The following is a 20,147-nucleotide window of genomic DNA, read 5'->3' as shown; positions in this document are numbered from 1 at the left end:
ACCCACAAGACCCGCGCCGATGGCCAACGCCGCAGTTGTGAAAACTGCCTTCTTCATGATTCACCTCACGTGAAAGGTAGCTCTGATCCGACAGATGGAGAACATAGCAGTCCGCAACCTGCCCAAAGTGACGCGCTACTCCATACGCATGAATGCCGCGGGAGTGAAACAATGCATTACTCGGGATAGTTCAGAGGTATTCACATTTGTTCGGCGAATCAATTGATCGTATGGTCCGCTACGACACCACGTCCTTGCGCGCGAACCCCCGGAAGGCCAGGGCGAAAAGCACGACTGCGTACGTTATGGAAATCGCAGCGCCCTGGATCATGCCGGACCACTCGGGTTTCGGCTGCACGGCGTCGGCCCAGGCGAACTGCCAGTGCGCGGGCAGGAAGTCGCGCCAGTGGCCGAGCGCGGTGACCGCGTCCAGGACGTTGCCGACGATGGTCAGGCCGACGGCGCCGCCGACCGCGCCGAGGGGGGCGTCCGTCCTCGTCGACAGCCAGAACGCCAGTCCGGCGGTGACCATCTGGGAGACGAAGATGTACGCCACCACCACCACGAGCCGCTGGGCCGCCGTGCCCGAGTCCAGCGCGCCGCCGGTGGGGATCTCCAGCGGCCCCCAGCCGTAGGCGGCGGTGCCGACCGCGAGGGCGACCAGCGGCAGCAGCAGCATCGCCGCCAGGCTCAGCCCGAGCGCCACCACGAGCTTGGACCACAGCAGACGGGCGCGCGGCACGGGCGCCGCGAGCAGATAGCGCAGGGAGGACCAGCCGGCCTCCGAGGCGACCGTGTCCCCGCAGAACAGGGCCACCGGGATCACCAGCAGGAAGCCGGCCGACACGAACAGGTTCACCGCGGCGAAGTTGGCGCCGGACGCGGTGGCCGTGTCCATCAGGGTGACCCGGCCGTCGCGGGAGGCCGGGTCACCGCCCACCGCGAAGGCGATGACCAGAACGAACGGCAGGACGGCCAGGATCGCGCCCATGACCAGCGTGCGGCGCCGCTTGAGCTGGCGGGCCAGCTCGACCCGCAGCGGCAGCGTGCGGCCCGCGCGGTAGCCGGAGGCGACCTCGACGGGCTCGACGGGCTCGGCGAGCGTGCTCACGCGGAACCTCCGATCAGGGTCAGGAAGGCGTCTTCGAGGCGGCGGTGGGGGCCGACGGACTGCACCGGGACGTCCAGCCGGACGAGTTCGGTGACCAGGCGCGGCGCGCTGCCGTCGGCTTCGAGGCGGACCAGGAGGCCGCCCTCGGTGGGGACGGCCGAGGCGACCCCGGACAGGGCGAGCACCTTCTCGACCACCGGCTCCTCCACGGGTGCGGCGGTGCCGACGAGCAGGGTGTCGCCGGAACCCACGATCTCGCCGACCGGTCCGGCCTGGACCAGCCGGCCGCGGTCCATCACCACCAGGTGGGTGCAGGACTGCTCGACCTCGGCGAGGAGATGGCTGGAGACTATGACCGTACGGCCGCCGGCCGCGTAACGGATCATCACCTCGCGCATCTCGCGGATCTGCGGCGGGTCGAGGCCGTTGGTGGGCTCGTCGAGGATGAGCAGGTCCGGCATGCCCAGCATGGCCTGGGCGATGGCCAGCCGCTGGCGCATGCCCTGGGAGTAGGTGCGCACCGCGCGGGCGAGGGCGTCGCCGAGGCCGGCGATCTCCAGGGCCTCGTCCAGGTGCGCGTCCTCGTCCGGGCGTCCGGTGGCCCGCCAGTACAGTTCCAGGTTCTCCCGGCCGGACAGGTGCGGCAGGAAGCCCGCGCCCTCCACGAACGCGCCGACCCTGGACAGCACCGGGGCCCCCGGCCGGATGGCGTGGCCGAAGACGCGGATCTCGCCGCCGTCCGGCTTGATCAGGCCCATCAGCATGCGCAGGGTCGTCGTCTTGCCCGCGCCGTTGGGTCCGAGCAGGCCGAGGACCTGGCCCTTCTCCACCCGGAAGGACAGCTCTTGCACCGCGTACCGGTCCGCGGACCTGGCGTACCGCTTGCTCAGGTCCGTTATCTGCAGCGGGACGTCGGCCAGTTCGGCGGCCGGCGCTGGGGCCGTCGTACGACGGCGGCCGCTGACCAGGAGGCCCAGTGCGAGCACCGCGCCGGCCAGCGGCAGCCACCACACCCAGGCGGGCAGCGCGGCGGCGGCGGTGGTCACGGCGGGGGCGGTGGGCACGCTCAGGGCGCCCTTGAGGGAGACGGTGTACGTCGCCGGGGCCGTCGGTGAGGCGTAGCCGAGGTCGGTGGAGGCGAGGACCAGCCGGAGCCGGTGGCCGCTCTGCACCTCGTGGTCGACGGCCGGGAGCGCGACCGTCACGTCCTTGCCGGACCTGGCGCCCGACACCCGCACGGGCGCGACGAGTTGGGAGGGCAGCACCTGCCGGGTGCCGTCCGGGCCGACGTCGTACACCTTCCCGAAGAGGACGGCGTCGTCGCTCGTGGAGGTCACATGGACGGTCGCCGTCGGGGAGCCGGTGATCCTGAGGCCGTGGGTCAGCGGGGCCGAGTCGAAGCGCGCGTACTGGCCGGGGAAGTCGAGGGAGAGGCCGACGCCGAGCGCGGACAGCTGGGCGAGGCCGGCGGAGCCGCCGAGGCCGGGTACGGCGGAGACACCGGGCGGGGAGGCACCCGCCGGGTTCTGGACGTGCTGCTCGCCGCCGGTCAGGGCGATCGAGCGCCGGTCGTCCTCCAGCCCGGGGTAGGTGTCCGCGCTCGCGCCGCGCAGCAGGGCGGCACCGTCGGTGGAGTCGATGCCCCCGGTGCGGGTGACCCGGAAGGCGGGGCCGGTGTCCCGGGACCTGTCGCCCTTGAGGTAGCGGTCGAACCAGGCCGTCACCCGGGACTCGACGCGGCCGGTCTCCATGTCGCCGCCGTCGTGGCCGCCCGCGATCCAGTCGACGTCGACGGGGGCGCCGCCCGCCCGGATCGCCTTGGCCGCGGCGTCGGACTGGGCCAGCGTGAACAGGGAGTCGGTCTGGCCCTGGGTCAGCAGCGTGGGCACCTTGATCCGGTCGGCTACGGCGGCCGGCGAGCGCTCCTCCAGCAGCGTGCGCGCGGCGGCGTCCGGGGCGCCGGCCTCGGCGACCCGGTCGTACATCCGGCACAGCTCGGGCTCGAACCTGGCGCAGCCGCCGCCGGTGTTGAAGAAGATCCCGGCCCACAGCTTCTTGAACACGCCGTTCGGGAACAGGGCGTCGGCCAGGTTCCAGTACGTGATCGACGGGGCGATGGCGTCCACCCGGTGGTCGTACCCGGCGGCGAGCAGGGAGATCGCCCCGCCGTACGAACCGCCCGCCACGCCCACGCGCGGGTCGCCCGGCTTGTCGAGACGGACCTGCGGCTGCTCGGCCAGCCAGTCGATCAGCCGGGAGACGTCGGCGACCTCGTGTTTCGGGTCGTTGAGGCCGATCTTGCCGGTCGAGCCGCCGAAGCCGCGCGCGGACCAGGTCAGCACCGCGTACCCGGCGCGCGCGAAGTCCTCGGCCTGCCGTCGCATGTCGTCCTTGTTGCCGCCGAAGCCGTGCGCCAGCAGGACTGCGGGGCGGCGCCCGGCGGACGCCGTGGTGAAGTACGAGGTGTCGACGCGCGCCCCGTCGGCCATCGTCATGACGCGGTCGGTCCGGCGCACCGGTACCGGATCGTCGGAGGCGACGGCCGTCCACGTGCCGGCGCCGGCGAGCACCACGACGGCGGCCGCGGCGGACATCAGCCGCCGCGGCCCCCGAAGCAGCCCGCGCAAGCCGGGCAGTCGAAGATCCATGCCTCAACGGTACGGGCCGCCACCGACATCCGATGCGCCCCCGGGTCTGAACTCCCGCCCTCCGTGGGGAGGACGGGTCCGCTCGGGTGTACTGCCGGTGCGGTACGAGCGGGCGCGGACGCCGTCGGCGGCGTACGCGCCGGTTCGCGCGAGGTCAGGCGCGGGCGTCCTCGGGGAGCGACACCAGCCACCGGGTCTCGCGGCGCGGGCGGAGGTAGAGGACCCAGTAGAGGGTGGCCACGGCGGTGATGCCGCCGGTCCACAGCAGGTAACTCGTCTCCTGCTGGCTGAGGATGTACGCCAGGACGACGATCAGCAGGAGGGGCATCGCGGGCCACAGCGGCATCCGCCAGGCCGGGGTGTGCCGGTGCGAGCCGCGCCGGGCCAGCAGGGCGGCGACCGCGACCAGCAGGTACATGCCGGTCACCGAGACGCCCGTGACGCCGTACAGGGTGTCCAGGTTCACGAAGCAGAGCAGCGCGCCCGGGACGCCGACCGCGAGCGTGGCCACCCAGGGCGAGCCGAAGCGGCCGAGCTTGGAGAAGACGCCGTTGACCGGTTCCGGCCAGGCCTTGTCGCGGGCGGAGGCGAACAGGACGCGGGAGTTCTGGATGACCATGACGATGCCCGCGTTGATGATCGCGAGGGCCACGCAGAGGCTGACGAAGGTGCCGACGGCGGAGTTCGACCACGCCGTGACCATGGAGCTGATGTCGCCGCCGGTCAGTTCGGACAGGTTCGAGGCGCCCATGGTGATGGCGACGACCGGGACCAGGATGACGACGGTGGAGATGGCGAGGGTGGCCAGTACCGTGCGGGCCACGTTGCGGCGCGGGTGCTCCAGTTCCTCGGAGAGGTAGACGGCGGTCGAGAAGCCCTGGGTGACGAAGAGGGCGATGGCGAGCCCGGAGACGACCAGCATGGCCGTCACGGTGTCCTGGTGGCCGTGCGCGCCCGCCACCCGCATGGACACCAGGCTGCCGATGCCGCGGTGGCTGTGGGTGAAGCCCAGCAGGGCGACGACCCCGGCGGCGATGACCTCGAGGACCAGGAAGATGCCGGTGATCCAGGCGTTGGCGCGCAGGTCCAGCAGGCCGGCCAGGGTGGCCAGCAGCATCACGCCCGCGCCGGTCATGGCGGGGTCCAGACGGACGATCGGGGCGAGGTACTCGGCCGTGCCCATGGCGATCACCGGCGGCACGATCATGACGACCAGGAGGGAGAGGACGAAGACGAGCCAGCCCGCGAGGCGGCCGGCCAGCGTCGAGACCATGGCGTACTCGCCGCCCGCGCTGGGGATCAGGGTGCCCAGCTCCGAATAGCAGAACGCGACGGCGACACAGAGGACGGAGCCGATGGCGATCGTCAGGGCGGTGGCGGTGCCGAGGGAGCCGAACAGGTCCGGGACGACCACGAAGAGCGTGGAGGCCGGTGTCACGCAGGACAGGGTGAGCAGGGTGCCGCCGACGACGCCGATGGAGCGCTTGAGCGTCTGGGGGCTGCCCTGGGGATCCCCGGGCGGGGCGTCGACAGGGCGGAGCGTGTCGGTCATACGGCGGTTCCGATCGACTCGTGCGGATGCCTCCGGCGGCGGTGGTGTTGCCGCATGGAACCCCGACGAAAACCGCCGCGTCAATAGATGTCCACCTACGGAATCCGCAGCGATCGGCCGCCAGAAATGTCGATCACGTCACAACGGTGCGGTCCGTACGGACTCTTGTCCCGCTACGGGAACCGCAGGGCGCGTCCGCAAAAAAAGGGGCCGTCCGCATGGCGGACGGCCCCTCGTGGCCGCGTCAGTGGTTGCGCGGGAAGCCCAGGTCGACACCGGTCGGTGCGTCGGCCGGGTCGGGCCAGCGGGTGGTGACGACCTTGCCGCGGGTGTAGAAGTGCGTGCCGTCGTTGCCGTAGATGTGGTGGTCGCCGAAGAGCGAGTCCTTCCAGCCGCCGAAGGAGTGGTAGCCCACCGGGACCGGGATCGGCACGTTCACGCCGACCATGCCGGCCTCGACCTCCAGCTGGAAGCGGCGGGCCGCGCCGCCGTCCCGGGTGAAGATCGCGGTGCCGTTGCCGAACGGCGAGGCGTTGATGAGGGCCAGACCCTCCTCGTAGGTGTCGGCGCGCAGGACGCACAGCACCGGGCCGAAGATCTCGTCCTGGTACGCCTTCGCCGTGGTCGGCACCTTGTCGAGCAGCGAGATGCCGATCCAGTGGCCGTCCTCGAAGCCCTCGACGGTGTGACCGGTGCCGTCCAGGACGACCTCGGCGCCCTCGGCGGCGGCACCCTCCACGTAGGAGGCCACCTTGTCGCGGTGGACCTTGGTGATCAGCGGGCCCATCTCGGAGGCCGGGTCGTTGCCGGGACCGATCTTGATCTTCTCGGCGCGCTCGCGGATCTTCTCCACCAGCTCGTCGCCGATCGCGCCCACCGCGACGACCGCGGAGATGGCCATGCAGCGCTCGCCCGCCGAGCCGTAGGCCGCCGAGACGGCCGCGTCGGCCGCCGCGTCCAGGTCGGCGTCCGGCAGGACCAGCATGTGGTTCTTGGCACCGCCGAGGGCCTGCACGCGCTTGCCCTTGGCGGAGGCGGTGGTGTGGATGTAGCGGGCGATCGGCGTCGAGCCGACGAAGGAGACCGCCTTGACGTCCGGGTGCTCCAGCAGGCGGTCGACGGCCACCTTGTCACCGTGCACGACGTTGAAGACGCCGTCCGGCAGGCCGGCCTCGGCCAGCAGCTCGGCGATCTTGACGGAGGCCGAGGGGTCCTTCTCGGACGGCTTGAGCACGAACGTGTTGCCGCAGGCGATGGCGATCGGGAACATCCACATCGGGACCATCGCCGGGAAGTTGAACGGCGTGATGCCCGCGACGACACCCAGCGGCTGCCGGATCGAGGACACGTCCACCCGGCTCGCGACCTGCGTCGACAGCTCGCCCTTCAGCTGCACGTTGATGCCGCACGCCAGGTCGACGATCTCCAGGCCGCGCGCCACCTCACCGAGCGCGTCGGAGTGCACCTTGCCGTGCTCGGCGGTGATCAGCTCCGCGATCGCGTCCCGGTTGGCGTCCAGCAGCGCCCGGAACTTGAAGAGGACGGACGTGCGCTGGGCCAGTGAGGACTGGCCCCAGGTGGCGTAGGCGTCCTTGGCGGCGGCGACCGCCGCGTCCACCTCGTCCACCGAGGCGAACGCGACCTTGGTGGTGACCGCACCGGTCGCCGGGTCGGTGACCGGCCCGTACGTGCCCGACGCGCCCTCGACGGTCTTGCCGCCGATCCAGTGGTTGACGATCTTCGTCATGACCGAGTACTCCTTCACAGATGGCGGCGTCGGGTAGAGACGTGCCGTTCGTACAGCTCACGTGCCTTGACCGCGGACGATCGGGTCGCGGTCTCGGCCACAGGAACATCCCACCAGGCCTGCGCGGGAGGCGCGCCCGACACAGTGTCGGCCGTTTCGGTCTCCACGTAGACACATGTGGGAGTGTCGGCGGCCCGCGCCTCGGCGAGCGCCGCGCGCAGCTCCCGCACGGTCTTCGCGCGCAGCACGCGCATGCCGAGGCTGGCCGCGTTGGCGGCGAGGTCGACGGGCAGCGGGGCTCCGGTGAAGGTGCCGTCGTCCGAGGTGAAACGGTACGCGGTGCCGAACCGCTCGCCGCCCACCGACTCGGACAGACCGCCGATCGAGGCGTACCCGTGGTTCTGCACCAGGAGGATCTTGATCGCGATCCCCTCCTGCACCGCCGTCACGATCTCCGTGGGCATCATCAGGTACGTCCCATCGCCGACCAGCGCCCACACCGGCCGGTCGGGGGCGGCCAGCTTCACCCCGATGGCGGCCGGGATCTCGTAGCCCATGCACGAGTAGCCGTACTCCAGGTGGTACTGGTCGAAGGAGCGCGCCCGCCACAGCTTGTGCAGGTCACCGGGGAGGGAACCGGCCGCGTTGATGATGATGTCGCTCTCGTCGGCCAGCGCGTCGAGCGCGCCCAGCACCTGCGGCTGCGTGGGCCGTATGTCCGGCTCGTCGGCCTCGTAGCAGGCGTCGACGCGCTGCTCCCAGCGCTCCTTGTCCTCGCTGTACTCGGCGACGTACCCCTCGGCGACGCGGTGGCCGTGCGTGCCGAGTGCCGCGGTCAGCTCGCCCAGGCCGCTGCGGGCGTCCGCGACCAGCGGCAGGCCGGCCAGCTTGTGGCCGTCGAAGGGGGCGATGTTGAGGTTGAGGAAGCGGACCCCGGGGTTCTCGAAGAGGGTGCCGGAGGCGGTGGTGAAGTCGGTGTAGCGGGTGCCGACGCCGATCACCAGGTCGGCGGTGCGGGCGAGTTCGTCGGCGGTGGCGGTGCCGGTGTGGCCGATGCCGCCCACGTCCTGCGGGTGGTCGAAGCGCAGCGAGCCCTTGCCGGCCTGGGTGGAGGCGACCGGGATGCCGGTGGCCCCGGCGAACTCGGCGAGGGCCGCCTCGGCGCGGCTGTGGTGCACTCCGCCGCCCGCGACGACGAGCGGGCGCCGGGCGGCGCGGATCGCCCGCACGGCCCCGGCGAGTTCGACCGGGTCCGCGCCCGGGCGCCGTACGGTCCACACCCGCTCGGCGAAGAACTCCTCGGGCCAGTCGTACGCCTCGGCCTGCACGTCCTGGGGCAGCGCGAGGGTGACCGCGCCGGTCTCGACCGGGTCGGTGAGCACCCGCATCGCCTGGAGCGCGGACGGGATCAGCGCTTCCGGCCGGGTGATCCGGTCGAAGTACTTCGACACCGGGCGCAGGGTGTCGTTGACCGACACGTCGCCCGCGTAGGGGACCTCGAGCTGCTGCAGGACCGGGTCGGCGGGTCGGGTGGCGAAGACGTCGCCGGGCAGCAGCAGGACCGGGAGGTGGTTGATGGTGGCCAGGGCGGCGCCGGTGACCAGGTTGGTCGCGCCGGGGCCGATGGAGGTGGTCACCGCGTGGGTGGACAGGCGGTTCGACTGGCGGGCGTAGCCGACCGCCGCGTGCACCATGGACTGTTCGTTGCGGCCCTGGTGGTACGGCATGTCGTCGGCGTACTCGATCAGCGCCTGGCCGAGTCCGGCGACGTTTCCGTGGCCGAAGATGCCCCAGGTCGCGCCGATCAGCCGCCGCCGTGTCCCGTCCCGCTCCGTGTACTGGGCGGCCAGGAAGCGGACGAGCGCCTGGGCGACGGTGAGCCTGGTCGTCGAAGTCATCGGTAACCCCCTGTGCTGTCGACCTGGTCCGGGTGGAAGCAGATCCGCCACTCGCGCGTCTCGCCGGGTCCGGCCATCACGTTCAGGTAGTACATGGCGTGTCCGGGCTGGGCGACGGACGGGCCGTGCCATCCGTCGGGGACCAGGACGACGTCGCCGGAACGGACCTCCGCGAGGACGTCGGAGCCGCCCTCGCGGGAGGGGAACACCCGCTGGTAGCCGAAGCCGTGCGGGTCCTCGATCTCGAAGTAGTAGATCTCCTCCAGCTCGGCTTCCTCGCCCGGCCGGTACTCGTCGTGCTTGTGCGCGGGGTAGGAGGACCAGTGACCGCCGGGAGTGATCACCTCGACGGCGATGAGCCTGTCGCAGTCGAAGGAGTCGGCGCTGGCGAAGTTGCGCACCTGGCGGGCGCACATGCCGCTGCCGCGGTCTTCGACGGGGACCTCCGGCGCGGGGCCGTAGCGGGCGGGGAGTCGTCGCTCGCACTTCGCTCCTGCCAGGGCGAAGCGGCCTCCCGCACCGGAGGCGATCTGGACCTGGGTGTCCCGGGGTACGTACGCGAAGTCGGAGACCGACGCGAACACGCTTTCCCGGCCCAGGAGTTGGAACTCTTTTCCTTCTGTTCGGACGGTACATCCGCCTTGCAGCGGAAGCACGATCCATTCACTGTCCCCGGTGGTGAACAGATGCGTACCGCCCGGCGCCAACTCGACGACGCGCAGGCTGCTGTGTGTCCAGCCGGCCCGCTTCGGGTCGATGTCGAGGGCGTACTGGGCGTTCGCGGTGGCACCCTTGGGCAGGTGCAGGTCGGTGCTGGTCATGCGGCCCTCACAGCAGTCCTACGGCGGTGTCCACGGCGGCGGCCACATCGCCGTCCGCCGGGTACAGCAGCGAGCGGCCGACCACCAGGCCGCGCACGGTGGGCAGTCGGAGCGCGCCGCGCCACTTCTCGTAGGCGGCGGCCTGCTCCTCGACGGAGCCGCCGACCTCTCCGCCGAGCAGGACGGCGGGCAGCGTGGAGGTCTCCATGACCCGGGCCATGTCGTCGGGGTGCTCGGTGACCGGCACCTTCAGCCAGGTGTAGGCCGAACTGCCGCCCAGGCCCGAGGCGATGGCGATGGACTTGGTGACGGCCTCGGCGCTCAGGTCGTTGCGCACCCGTCCCTCGGGGGTGCGGCGGCTGATGAACGGTTCGACGAAGACCGGGAGCCGGCGCGCGGCCATGTCGTCGATGACGCGGGCGGTGGACTCCATGGTGGTCAGCGAGCCGGGGTCGTCGTAGTCGATGCGCAGCAGCAGCTTGCCCGCGTCGAAGCCGAGGCGGTGTATGTCCTCGGGGCGGTGGCCGGTGAAGCGGTCGTCGAGTTCGAAGGAGGCGCCCTGCAGACCGCCGCGGTTCATCGAGCCCATGACCACCTTGTGGTCGAGGGCGCCGAGCAGCAGCAGGTCGTCGAGGATGTCGGCGGTGGCGAGGACGCCGTCCACGCCGGGCCGGGACAGCGCCAGGCAGAGACGTTCCAGCAGATCGGCGCGGTTGGCCATGGCGAGCGGGTCGCCGCCGACGCCGAGGGCGCCACGGGCCGGGTGGTCGGCGGCGACGATCATCAGCCGGCCGTCCTCGTTCAGCAGCGGCCGGCGGGCGCGGCGGGCGGCCGCCTCTGCGATGGCCTCGGGGTGGTGGGTGCGGGTGTGGACCAGCGCGGACACGTCCACGCGGGGCTCGCGGACGCCACCCGCGCCCGCCGTGCCCTCGGTGTGCGCGCCCGCGACGCGGCCGGCCCTCACAGGACCGCTCCGGCCTCGAGCGCGGCGGCCACCTCGGCGGGGGTGGGCATGGCGGAGGAGCACTCCAGGCGGGAGGCGACGATGGCGCCGGCCGCGTTGGCGTGCCGCATGATCGTCTCCAGGTCCCAGCCGGCCAGCAGGCCGTGGCACAGGGAGCCGCCGAAGGCGTCCCCGGCGCCGAGGCCGTTGAGCACGGTCACCGGGAGGGGCGGCACCTCCGCGGTGTCCCCGTTCCTGTTGACCGCGAGGACGCCCTTGGGGCCCTGTTTGACGACGGCGATCTCGACGCCGGCGGCCAGCAGCGCGCGGGCGGCGGCGTGCGGCTCGCGCACTCCGGTGGCGACCTCCACCTCGTCGAGGTTGCCGACGGCGACGGTGGTGTGGCGCAGGGCCTCGGCGTAGAAGGGGCGGGCGGTGTCCGGGTCCGTCCAGAACATCGGCCGCCAGTCCAGGTCGAAGACCGTGGTGCCGGACTTGGCGCGGTGGGCGAGGGCCGCGAGGGTCGCCGTACGGCTGGGCTCCTCGCTCAGGCCGGTGCCGGTGACCCAGAACACGCCGGCCTCGCGAACGGCGTCCAGGTCCAGCTCATGGGCGTCGATCTCCAGGTCGGGCGCCTTGGGCTGCCGGTAGAAGTAGAGCGGGAAGTCGTCCGGCGGGAAGACCTCGCAGAACGTGACCGGGGTGGGCAGTGCGGGGACCGGGGTGACCCAGCGATCGTCGACGCCGAAGCCGCGCAGGGCCTCGTGGAGGTAGGCGCCGAAGGCGTCGTCCCCGGTGCGGGTGATGACGGCGGTGCTCCGGCCCAGGCGGGCCGCGGCGACCGCGACGTTGGTCGCCGATCCGCCGAGGAACTTGCCGAACGAGGTCACCTGGGCGAGGGAGACCCCGGTCTGGAGCGGATAGAGGTCCACTCCGATCCGCCCCATGGTGATCAGGTCGTACGCCATCGGCTTCCCTTCTGCATCGGACCGGCCCGCCTCCGAAGGCGTGCCCCGGCCGGCGGCTCGCACGGCCCACCCCCGGTTTGTAGCCCCGCACCATGAGCCCTGTCAATGTTTTGTCCAGACATTCGGACCAGGGCTTGACACCTCTTCCCGGCGCCCCGCACGCTGACGGCCATGACGTCGTTGTCACCTCAAGCCTCACTGTCCCGCATCCGCATCGGATCGGCTCCCGACTCCTGGGGCGTCTGGTTCCCGGACGATCCCCGGCAGGTGCCCTGGCAGCGCTTCCTCGACGAGGTCGCCGGCTCCGGCTACGAGTGGATCGAGCTGGGCCCGTACGGCTACCTCCCCACCGATCCCGCCGTGCTCGCCGACGAGACGGCCCGGCGCGGCCTGAAGGTGTCGGCAGGCACGGTCTTCACGGGGCTGCACCACGGGGCAGCCGTGTGGGACGAGACCTGGGCGCACGTCTCCGACATCGCCGCCCTCACCCAGGCGATGGGCGCCCGGCACCTGGTCGTCATCCCGTCCTTCTGGCGGGACGACAAGACCGGCCAGGTGCTGGAACCCTCCGAGCTGACCCCCGAGCAGTGGCGGAACCTCACCTCGCTGACCGAGCGGCTGGGCCACGAGGTGCGGGAGCGCTACGGCCTGACGATCGTCGTCCACCCGCACGCCGACACCCACATCGACAGCGAGGAGAACGTCACCCGCTTCCTCGACGGCACCGACTCCGGCCTGGTGTCGCTGTGCCTGGACACCGGGCACTACGCGTACTGCGGCGGGGACAGCGTCAAGCTGATCGAGACCTACGGCGAGCGGATCGGCTACCTGCACCTCAAGCAGGTGGACCCGGAGATCCTGGCCGACGTGCGCGCGAAGGGCACGCCGTTCGGCCCGGCGGTCGCCCAGGGCGTGATGTGCGAGCCGCCGGCCGGGGTGCCCGCGCTCGGACCGGTGCTGGAGGCGGCCGGAAAGCTGGACGCGGACCTGTTCGCCATCGTCGAGCAGGACATGTACCCCTGCGAGCCGGGCAAGCCGCTGCCGATCGCGCGGCGCACCAGGGCCTTCCTGAGGTCCTGCGGCGCCTGACGGGGAAAGCCGGAGCGTTTGCGGCAGCCGTGTCACAAACGCCCGTGTCCCGTCACACGTGTCCCGGGCGGGCCACTCCCCGGTCACATCGCGCCGACAGCCGCTTACCCTTGGTCACTCTGTGTCGTTCACCGGTCACAGGCTTCGTGATCGCCAGCGCAGCGCCCGGCTCCCCCGACGGCCGCCCCCGGCCGCCCCCGTGGCGCGCGCAGGGAGGTGCGGCTCATGACCGACCGACTGCTCTGGTCCTACAAAGAGATCGCGGCGCACATCAAGGTGCAGCCGGACACCGTGCGTTCGTACCGCAAGCACGGCCTGCTGCCGCCGCCCGACCACGTCGAGGGCGGCAAGCCCTACTGGTACCCCGACACCGTCCGCGCCTGGGTGGCCTCCCGGCCGGGCAACCGCGGCCGGATCAGGGAGGACTGAGCGGCCGCCCCCGCACCGGCCCGGCCTCCCCCGCCTCACCCCCAGGGATCGACGACCGTCACTCCCGCTCCGGGCGCGGTGCCCATGGCCGCCAGTGCCGCCGGTACCGCGTCCAGGGAGATCGTCGAGGTCACCAGGAGGTCGGGGCGCAGGACGCCGGAGCGGACCAGGTCGAGCATGCCGGGGTAGGCGTGCGCGGCCATGCCGTGGCTGCCGAGGAGTTCCAGTTCCAGCGCTATGGCACGGGCCAGCGGTACGGGGGTGGTGCCGTCCGGGGAGGGCAGCAGGCCGACCTGGACGTGACGGCCGCGCCGGCGCAGCGAGCCGACCGAGGCCGCGCAGGTGACGGGAGAACCCAGGGCGTCCAGGGAGAGGTGGGCGCCGCCGGAGGTCAGGTCGCGGACGGCGGCCGCCGTGTCCGGGGTGCGGCGCGGGTCCACGCACCGCGCCGCGCCGAACCTCCGCGCCAGCTCCAGCGCCTCGGGCGACACGTCGACGGCGACCACCCGCGCCCCGCAGGCCGCCGCGATCATCACCGCCGACAGTCCGACACCGCCGCAGCCGTGCACCGCGACCCACTCCCCCGCCGCCACCCGGCCGCGCTGCACCACCGCGCGGAACGCCGTGGCGAAGCGGCAGCCGAGGGAGGCGGCGGTGGCGAAGGACATCTCCTCCTCCACCGCGACCAGGTTCACGTCGGCGTGGTCGAGCGCCACGTACTCGGCGAAGGACCCCCAGTGGTGGAAACCGGGCTGGGTCTGCCGCTCGCACACCTGCTGGTCGCCCGCCGCGCAGGACGGACAGCCGCCGCAGGCGCAGACGAAGGGCACGGTCACCCGGTCGCCGGGCCGCCAGCCGCGCACCTGGGCGCCGGCCGACTCCACGACACCGGCGAGTTCGTGACCGGGCACGTGCGGCAGCGTGATGTCCGGGTCGTGGCCCATCCAGCCGTGCCAGTCACTGCGGCACAGCCCGGTGGCCGCCACCCGGACCACCACGCCGTGCTCCGCCGGTTCCGGATCCGGTACCTGGCGTACCCCGGCCGGCTTGCCGAACTCCTCGAACACCACCGCTCTCATGCGCTTCGCCTCACCCTTCCGCAGTCGCCTCCGGCCCAACTGTGCAGGCAGAGGGCCCCCGCGCGCGACCATGCGTCCCCACCGGACTGCGCGAGCCGATGCATCGGCCTAAAGTGCCGTTAATCGTGATGAAGCCCAGCGAATCGCCGTACTCCCTGGGTCCCGCTTCGCCGCGCCCGCCCGTGAACCGTCCCGAGTTTCCTTTGCAGCCGCCCGAGGGAATCCGCCCGTGACCCACTCTCCGCCGCCCGGCAGACCGCACGCCCGCATCCCCGGCCCGAAGCAGCCTCCGCCGCCGTACCCGCACATCCGGGCCGGTCTGTGGAAGCGGTGCCTGGGAGGCGGGTTCGCCCTGTGGGCGCTGGCCGCGGCGGTGACGTACGCGACCCGGGACACCACGCCGCTGCCCACCCTCGTCCTGCTCGGCGCCTTCCTGACGCCCGTCGCCTTCGTCCTGTGGGCCTACGAGCGGCACGGCCGCGGCCTCGGCGTCAGCGCGGTCCTCGGCTGCTTCCTGGCCGGCGGCGCGCTCGGTCTGCTGGGCGCCTCGGTGACCCGCTATCCCCTGGTGAGCCCGTCCCCGTGGCTGTTCCTCGGCACCGGGCTGGCCGAGGAGGCGGTCAAGCTCGGCGCGCTGGTGTTCGTCCTGCGCCGGCAGCCCGGGATCCGCGGGACGCGCGCCGGGCTCGTCCTCGGCGGGGCCGTCGGTCTCGGCTTCGGGGCGCTGGAAACCTGCGGATACGCCCTGCACGCGGCCGTCTCCACCGACGGCATCGACCTGCGGACGCTGATCGAGACGGAGATCCTGCGCGGTGTGCTCGCCCCGGTGGGGCCCGGCCTGTGGACGGCGATCGCCGGGGGCGTGCTGCTCTCCTTCCGCCGCCCGAGCGGGCGCTTCCGGCCGGCCGGCCCGCTGATCGGCACGTATCTCGGCGTCTGCCTCCTGCACGCCCTGTGGGACTCCACGCACGGCCTCGCGATCTGGCTGGTGGCCCGGCTGGCCGGGAACGGACTGGACCCGCGGCTGTTCGCGCAGGGGTACATCCCCCGGCCCGCCCAGGTGCAGGAGCACCTCTTCACCCTGTTCTCGGTCGGCCAGCTGATGCTCGTGGGCATCGTCGGCGTCGTCTGGGTGCTCTCCCTGACGCGCCCGGACGCCGCTTGGAGAAATACCCCCTAGGGGTATAGTGTGGAGAACCTGGGGACCCACCTCGGACCCCATCGGCCCCACACGTCCCGACGAGGAGAACGACATGACCGCCCAGACCGACACACCGGGCTCCGTCACCACCGTCTACCAGGTGAGCGGGATGAGCTGCGGACACTGCGAGGGTTCCGTCTCCGCAGAGATCTCCGAGATCCCCGGGGTCGGCTCGGTGAAGGCCGTCGCCTCGACCGGTGAGGTCACCGTCGTCTCCGCCGCCCCGCTCGACGAGGAGGCCGTCCGCGCCGCCGTCGACGAGGCCGGCTTCGAGCTGACCGGCCAGGCCTGAACCCGAAGCCCCCGCACGTCCATCTGAACGCATTCCCCGACCGGGCCGTACCGACCAGCTGATACTGGATCCGTGCGGTCCGGTCCGTCGTCTGGAGTCCGGACATGACCAGCACCACGACCGGCACCGCCGGGACAGCGATAGGCACCACCTCGGACCCGGCCGCGCGGCCGGCCTCCCAGGTGGAGCTGCTGATCGGCGGAATGACCTGCGCCTCCTGCGCCGCCCGCGTCGAGAAGAAGCTCAACCGCATGGACGGCGTCACCGCCACGGTGAACTACGCCACCGAGAAGGCGAAGGTGACGTACGGCGACGGGGTCGGGGTCGCCGACCTGATCGCCACCGTGGTCAGGACGGGCTACACGGCCGAGGAGCCCCCGCCGCCGCGGCCCCGGCCGTCCGCGGACGAGACCTCGGCGGGAACCGGGCCGGAAGCCGGTCAGGATCCCGGACTCGCCGCCCTGCGGCAGCGGTTCACCGTCTCCGCCGCCCTCGCCCTGCCGGTGGTCCTGCTCTCCATGATTCCCGCACTCCAGTTCGAAAACTGGCAGTGGCTCTCGCTCACCCTCGCCTCGCCGGCCGTCGTCTGGGGCGGGTGGCCCTTCCACCGGGCCGCCTGGACCAACGCCCGGCACGGCGCGGCGACCATGGACACCCTGGTCTCGGTCGGCACCCTGGCCGCGTTCGGCTGGTCGCTGTGGGCGTTGTTCTTCGGCGACGCGGGCGCGCCGGGCCTGCACGACGAGTTCCGGTTCACCGTCTCCCGCATGGACGGCGCCTCCACGATCTACCTGGAGGTGGCGGCCGGGGTCGTCGCCCTGATCCTGCTCGGCCGCTTCCTGGAGGCCCGCTCCAAGCGGCGCGCGGGCGCGGCCCTGAAGGCGCTGATGGAGCTGGGCGCCAAGGACGTCGCCGTGCTGCGCCAGGGCCGCGAGGTGCGGGTCCCGGTGGCCTCGCTGACCGTCGGCGACCGGTTCGTCGTACGGCCCGGTGAGAAGATCGCCACCGACGGCACGGTGGTCGAGGGCGTCTCCGCGGTCGACGCGGCCCTGCTGACCGGCGAGTCGGTGCCGGTGGACGTGGGCCCGGGCTCGGCGGTGACGGGTGCGACGGTCAACGCCGGGGGCCGGCTGGTCGTCGAGGCCACCCGGGTCGGCGCGGACACCCGGCTGGCCCGGATCGCCCGCCTGGTGGAGGAGGCGCAGAACGGCAAGGCCGAGGTGCAGCGGCTGGCCGACCGGATCTCCGCCGTGTTCGTGCCGGTGGTCGTCCTGCTCGCGCTCGGCACCTTCGGCGTCTGGCTGGGGGTCTCCGGGGACACCGCCGCCGCCTTCACGGCCGCCGTCGCCGTGCTGATCATCGCCTGCCCGTGCGCGCTGGGCCTGGCCACGCCGACCGCGCTGATGGTCGGCACCGGGCGCGGCGCGCAGCTCGGCATCCTGATCAAGGGCCCCGAGGTGCTGGAGTCCACCCGCCGCGTCGACACGGTCGTGCTGGACAAGACCGGCACCGTCACCACCGGCCGCATGACCCTCCAGGAGGTGTACGTCACCGAGGGCGCCGACGAGGGCGAGGTGCTGCGGCTCGCGGGCGCCCTGGAGCACGCCTCCGAGCACCCGGTCGCCCGGGCGGTCGCGGCGGGCGCGGAGCAGCGGGCCGGACAGCTGCCGCCGGTCGAGCACTTCGAGAACGTTCCCGGCCGTGGCGTACGGGGGCGGGTGTCCGGCCGGGAGGTGGCCGTGGGACGCCTGTACGAGACGGTTCCGCCGGAGCTGGCCCGTGCGCTGGAGAAGGCCGAGGAGGAGGGCCGTACGGCCGTCGTGGCCGGCTGGGACGGGGTGGCGCGCGGTGTCCTCGCGGTCGCCGACGCGGTCAGGGAGACCAGCGCCGAGGCGGTGCGCGAGCTGCGCGCGCTGGGGCTCACGCCGGTGCTGCTGACCGGGGACAACCGGACGGTCGCCGAGTCGGTCGCGCGGAGCGTCGGCATCGACGAGGTGATCGCCGAGGTGCTGCCCGAGGACAAGGTGGACGTCGTACGGCGCCTTCAGGGCGAGGGACGGGTCGTGGCGATGGTGGGCGACGGTGTCAACGACGCGGCCGCGCTGGCCGCCGCCGATCTGGGCCTGGCCATGGGCACCGGCACGGACGCGGCGATGGAGGCGGGCGATCTGACGCTGGTGCGCGGGGACCTGCGGGTGGCGGCGGACGCGATCCGGCTGTCGCGGCGGACGCTCGGCACCATCAAGGGGAACCTGGTGTGGGCCTTCGGGTACAACGTGGCCGCGCTGCCGCTGGCCGCCGCCGGACTGCTCAACCCGATGATCGCGGGGGCGGCGATGGCCTTCTCCTCGGTGTTCGTGGTGACCAACAGCCTTAGGCTGCGCCGCTTTCGCTGAGGGCCGCCGAATGGCGGGTTACCTGCGGTTACGGGGTTACCGGCGGTTCGGTCATATCGAAGTAAGAGTCCCTCTAGAGTCAGGCCCGCGCCTCACATAAGCTCTTCACAAGGCTCGCGCATCATCCTTACGCTTGAACACCGATCATATGATCGGGGCTCTTGCGCATCTAACGGACATATGCAAGAGACGCAGATCACAGTGATGCGAACGTAACCATCGAAGGGGTTCGAAGGTCTAAGTTGACGATGTCAGGAAGCGTCTTGGGGGGCGCCGACTGGCATCTGGGGATGTCTTGGGGGACTTCCTCAGAGATGCGTTGCCGGGGCACGTACTTCGGGGAGCTTTGAGCGGCCCTCCCGAGCGGTACGGGTCCCGGCAGATCGCACCGCATCACTGGAGCACGTCGGGTTCTGCCCGTTGTGCTCAAGACAGCGATTTCAGGCGCTGTCCTCTCCGAGCGCCCGGCCGGATCCCGTGGGGGGAATCCGCACCGGGACATGGGAAGGCGCCCTGGTCGTCGGCCCGTGGGGGGACTGACGGCTCAGGGCGCCTTCTGTTTGTCTCAGCGCCTCAGCGCGCTCTCCGCCCGGTTCAGCGCTCCTCGACCGGCACGAAGTCGCGCTCCACCACGCCCGTGTAGATCTGGCGCGGACGGCCGATGCGGGACCCCGGCTCCTTGATCATCTCGTGCCACTGGGCGATCCAGCCCGGGAGGCGGCCGAGGGCGAACAGGACCGTGAACATCTCGGTCGGGAAGCCCATGGCCCGGTAGATCAGACCGGTGTAGAAGTCCACGTTCGGGTAGAGGCTGCGCGAGACGAAGTAGTCGTCGGAGAGCGCGTGCTCCTCCAGCTTGAGCGCGATGTCCAGCAGCTCGTCGGACTTGCCGAGCGCGGAGAGGACGTCGTGCGCCGCCGCCTTGATGATCTTGGCGCGCGGGTCGAAGTTCTTGTAGACCCGGTGGCCGAAGCCCATCAGACGGACGCCGTCCTCCTTGTTCTTCACCTTGCGGATGAAGGAGTCGACATCGCCGCCCGTCTCCTGGATGCCTTCCAGCATCTCCAGGACGGACTGGTTGGCGCCGCCGTGCAGCGGGCCCCACAGGGCGGAGATGCCGGCCGAGATCGACGCGAACATGTTCGCCTGCGACGAGCCGACCAGCCGGACCGTGGACGTCGAACAGTTCTGCTCGTGGTCCGCGTGCAGGATCAGCAGCTTGTCGAGCGCGGAGACCACGACCGGGTCCAGCTCGTAGTCGTCCGCCGGGACCGAGAACGTCATGCGCAGGAAGTTCTCGACGTAGCCGAGGTCGTTGCGCGGGTAGACGAACGGGTGACCGATCGACTTCTTGTACGCGTACGCGGCGATCGTCGGAAGCTTGGCGAGCAGGCGGATGGTGGAGAGATTGCGCTGCTTCTCGTCGAACGGGTTGTGGCTGTCCTGGTAGAACGTGGACAGCGCCGAGACCACCGAGGACAGCATGGCCATCGGGTGGGCGTCGCGCGGGAAGCCCTTGTAGAAGTTCTTGACGTCCTCGTGCAGCAGGGTGTGCCGCGTGATCTCGTTCTTGAACGTGGAGAGCTCGTCGACGGTCGGCAGCTCACCGTTGATCAGCAGGTAGGCCACCTCCAGGAAGGTGGAGCGCTCGGCCAGCTGCTCGATCGGGTAGCCGCGGTAGCGGAGGATGCCCGCCTCACCGTCGAGGTAGGTGATGGCGGATTTGTAGGCGGCGGTGTTGCCGTAGCCGCTGTCCAGGGTCACCAGCCCGGTATGGGCGCGGAGCTTCCCGATGTCGAAGCCCTTGTCGCCGACGGTGCTGTCGACCACCGGGTAGGTGTACTCGCCGTCGCCGTACCGCAGTACTACAGAGTTGTCGCTCACGTCATCCCTCACCGACGTTGTGCCTCTTCTTCGAGGTTGCCCTGACTGTCTCTACCATCCCCCATTTGGCGCAGGTGAGTGCACTCGGG

General features: G+C 71.7%; 15 protein-coding genes. 5 read left to right on the top strand and 10 right to left on the bottom strand.

Annotated features, from left to right (window positions below):
• Nucleotides 1–238 precede the first annotated feature (238 nt).
• The 8 genes from ACFYMM_RS12980 to iolC form a co-directional block, all read right to left on the bottom strand.
• On the bottom strand, nucleotides 239–1,111 hold the full coding sequence (locus tag ACFYMM_RS12980; RefSeq protein WP_388385916.1) for an ABC transporter permease: 873 nt from the start codon (nucleotides 1,109–1,111) through the stop codon (nucleotides 239–241).
• Nucleotides 1,108–3,759: a CocE/NonD family hydrolase gene (locus ACFYMM_RS12975; RefSeq protein ID WP_388385915.1), complete on the bottom strand. Its 2,652-nt coding sequence runs from the start codon at nucleotides 3,757–3,759 to the stop codon at nucleotides 1,108–1,110. Before ACFYMM_RS12975 ends, ACFYMM_RS12980 begins: the two co-directional genes overlap by 4 nt.
• 154 nt (nucleotides 3,760–3,913) lie before the next feature.
• Nucleotides 3,914–5,311, bottom strand: a complete 1,398-nt coding sequence (locus ACFYMM_RS12970) for an APC family permease (protein WP_388385914.1) — start codon at nucleotides 5,309–5,311, stop codon at nucleotides 3,914–3,916.
• Nucleotides 5,312–5,555: 244 nt separating this feature from the next.
• The gene (gene mmsA / locus ACFYMM_RS12965) at nucleotides 5,556–7,058 is read right to left on the bottom strand and encodes a CoA-acylating methylmalonate-semialdehyde dehydrogenase (RefSeq protein ID WP_388385913.1); all 1,503 of its coding nucleotides are present in this window, start codon (nucleotides 7,056–7,058) and stop codon (nucleotides 5,556–5,558) included.
• A gap of 14 nt (nucleotides 7,059–7,072) precedes the next feature.
• Nucleotides 7,073–8,956 (bottom strand): 3D-(3,5/4)-trihydroxycyclohexane-1,2-dione acylhydrolase (decyclizing), encoded by a 1,884-nt coding sequence (iolD, locus tag ACFYMM_RS12960; protein ID WP_388385912.1) that lies wholly within the window; start codon nucleotides 8,954–8,956, stop codon nucleotides 7,073–7,075.
• Entirely contained in the window at nucleotides 8,953–9,777 is an 825-nt protein-coding gene (gene iolB / locus ACFYMM_RS12955) for a 5-deoxy-glucuronate isomerase (protein ID WP_388385911.1), read from the bottom strand. The genes iolD and iolB overlap by 4 nt, the downstream gene beginning before the upstream one ends.
• Nucleotides 9,778–9,784: 7 nt before the next feature.
• Nucleotides 9,785–10,669, bottom strand: coding sequence for a deoxyribose-phosphate aldolase (locus ACFYMM_RS12950; RefSeq protein ID WP_388386223.1), 885 nt, complete (start codon nucleotides 10,667–10,669; stop codon nucleotides 9,785–9,787).
• A 68-nt stretch (nucleotides 10,670–10,737) separates the two neighbouring features.
• Nucleotides 10,738–11,688 carry a 5-dehydro-2-deoxygluconokinase gene (gene iolC, locus ACFYMM_RS12945; RefSeq protein WP_388385910.1) on the bottom strand — a complete coding sequence of 317 codons (951 nt, stop codon included), beginning with the start codon at nucleotides 11,686–11,688 and terminating at the stop codon, nucleotides 10,738–10,740.
• Between the two features lie 171 nt (nucleotides 11,689–11,859).
• Between iolC and ACFYMM_RS12940 the strand changes: the two genes are divergently transcribed.
• Both ACFYMM_RS12940 and ACFYMM_RS12935 read left to right on the top strand, forming a co-directional pair.
• Nucleotides 11,860–12,777, top strand: coding sequence for a sugar phosphate isomerase/epimerase family protein (locus ACFYMM_RS12940; protein ID WP_388385909.1), 918 nt, complete (start codon nucleotides 11,860–11,862; stop codon nucleotides 12,775–12,777).
• 225 nt (nucleotides 12,778–13,002) lie between these two features.
• Nucleotides 13,003–13,206: a helix-turn-helix transcriptional regulator gene (locus ACFYMM_RS12935; RefSeq protein WP_388385908.1), complete on the top strand. Its 204-nt coding sequence runs from the start codon at nucleotides 13,003–13,005 to the stop codon at nucleotides 13,204–13,206.
• Nucleotides 13,207–13,241: 35 nt separating this feature from the next.
• Here ACFYMM_RS12935 and ACFYMM_RS12930 read toward each other — a convergent pair whose 3' ends face one another.
• Nucleotides 13,242–14,285 carry a zinc-dependent alcohol dehydrogenase family protein gene (locus ACFYMM_RS12930; RefSeq protein ID WP_388385907.1) on the bottom strand — a complete coding sequence of 348 codons (1,044 nt, stop codon included), beginning with the start codon at nucleotides 14,283–14,285 and terminating at the stop codon, nucleotides 13,242–13,244.
• 229 nt (nucleotides 14,286–14,514) lie between these two features.
• Here ACFYMM_RS12930 and ACFYMM_RS12925 point away from each other — a divergent pair, with 229 nt between their 5' ends.
• The 3 genes from ACFYMM_RS12925 to ACFYMM_RS12915 all read left to right on the top strand — a co-directional run bounded on the left by ACFYMM_RS12925 (nucleotide 14,515) and on the right by ACFYMM_RS12915 (nucleotide 18,174).
• Nucleotides 14,515–15,465, top strand: coding sequence for a PrsW family glutamic-type intramembrane protease (locus ACFYMM_RS12925; RefSeq protein WP_388385906.1), 951 nt, complete (start codon nucleotides 14,515–14,517; stop codon nucleotides 15,463–15,465).
• Nucleotides 15,466–15,538: 73 nt separating this feature from the next.
• Entirely contained in the window at nucleotides 15,539–15,778 is a 240-nt protein-coding gene (locus ACFYMM_RS12920) for a heavy-metal-associated domain-containing protein (RefSeq protein WP_388385905.1), read from the top strand.
• Nucleotides 15,779–15,882: 104 nt separating this feature from the next.
• Nucleotides 15,883–18,174 carry a heavy metal translocating P-type ATPase gene (locus tag ACFYMM_RS12915; protein WP_388385903.1) on the top strand — a complete coding sequence of 764 codons (2,292 nt, stop codon included), beginning with the start codon at nucleotides 15,883–15,885 and terminating at the stop codon, nucleotides 18,172–18,174.
• Between the two features lie 594 nt (nucleotides 18,175–18,768).
• On the opposite strand, the gene ACFYMM_RS12910 is transcribed toward ACFYMM_RS12915, so the two are convergent.
• Complete coding sequence (locus ACFYMM_RS12910; RefSeq protein WP_388385902.1) at nucleotides 18,769–20,058, bottom strand: citrate synthase; 1,290 nt, start codon at nucleotides 20,056–20,058, stop codon at nucleotides 18,769–18,771.
• Nucleotides 20,059–20,147: the final 89 nt, after the last annotated feature.

Origin of the sequence: Streptomyces sp. NPDC006739, from assembly GCF_042869815.1 — a bacterium.
In the GTDB taxonomy this organism is placed as follows: Bacteria; Actinomycetota; Actinomycetes; order Streptomycetales; family Streptomycetaceae; genus Streptomyces.
Note: the sequence above shows the minus strand (reverse complement) of the source record. Positions and strands in the feature narration are given on the sequence as shown.

Excerpts from the sequence above, each read along its gene's own strand:
- ACFYMM_RS12975 (WP_388385915.1), bottom strand. The coding sequence starts at position 3,759 with ATGGATCTTCGACTGCCCGGCTTGCGCGGGCTGCTTCGGGGGCCGCGG.
- ACFYMM_RS12970 (WP_388385914.1), bottom strand. The coding sequence starts at position 5,311 with ATGACCGACACGCTCCGCCCTGTCGACGCCCCGCCCGGGGATCCCCAG.
- mmsA (WP_388385913.1), bottom strand. The coding sequence starts at position 7,058 with ATGACGAAGATCGTCAACCACTGGATCGGCGGCAAGACCGTCGAGGGC.
- ACFYMM_RS12935 (WP_388385908.1), top strand. The coding sequence starts at position 13,003 with ATGACCGACCGACTGCTCTGGTCCTACAAAGAGATCGCGGCGCACATC.
- ACFYMM_RS12915 (WP_388385903.1), top strand. The coding sequence starts at position 15,883 with ATGACCAGCACCACGACCGGCACCGCCGGGACAGCGATAGGCACCACC.
- iolB (WP_388385911.1), bottom strand. The coding sequence starts at position 9,777 with ATGACCAGCACCGACCTGCACCTGCCCAAGGGTGCCACCGCGAACGCC.
- iolC (WP_388385910.1), bottom strand. The coding sequence starts at position 11,688 with ATGGCGTACGACCTGATCACCATGGGGCGGATCGGAGTGGACCTCTAT.
- ACFYMM_RS12920 (WP_388385905.1), top strand. The coding sequence starts at position 15,539 with ATGACCGCCCAGACCGACACACCGGGCTCCGTCACCACCGTCTACCAG.
- ACFYMM_RS12940 (WP_388385909.1), top strand. The coding sequence starts at position 11,860 with ATGACGTCGTTGTCACCTCAAGCCTCACTGTCCCGCATCCGCATCGGA.
- iolD (WP_388385912.1), bottom strand. The coding sequence starts at position 8,956 with ATGACTTCGACGACCAGGCTCACCGTCGCCCAGGCGCTCGTCCGCTTC.
- ACFYMM_RS12930 (WP_388385907.1), bottom strand. The coding sequence starts at position 14,285 with ATGAGAGCGGTGGTGTTCGAGGAGTTCGGCAAGCCGGCCGGGGTACGC.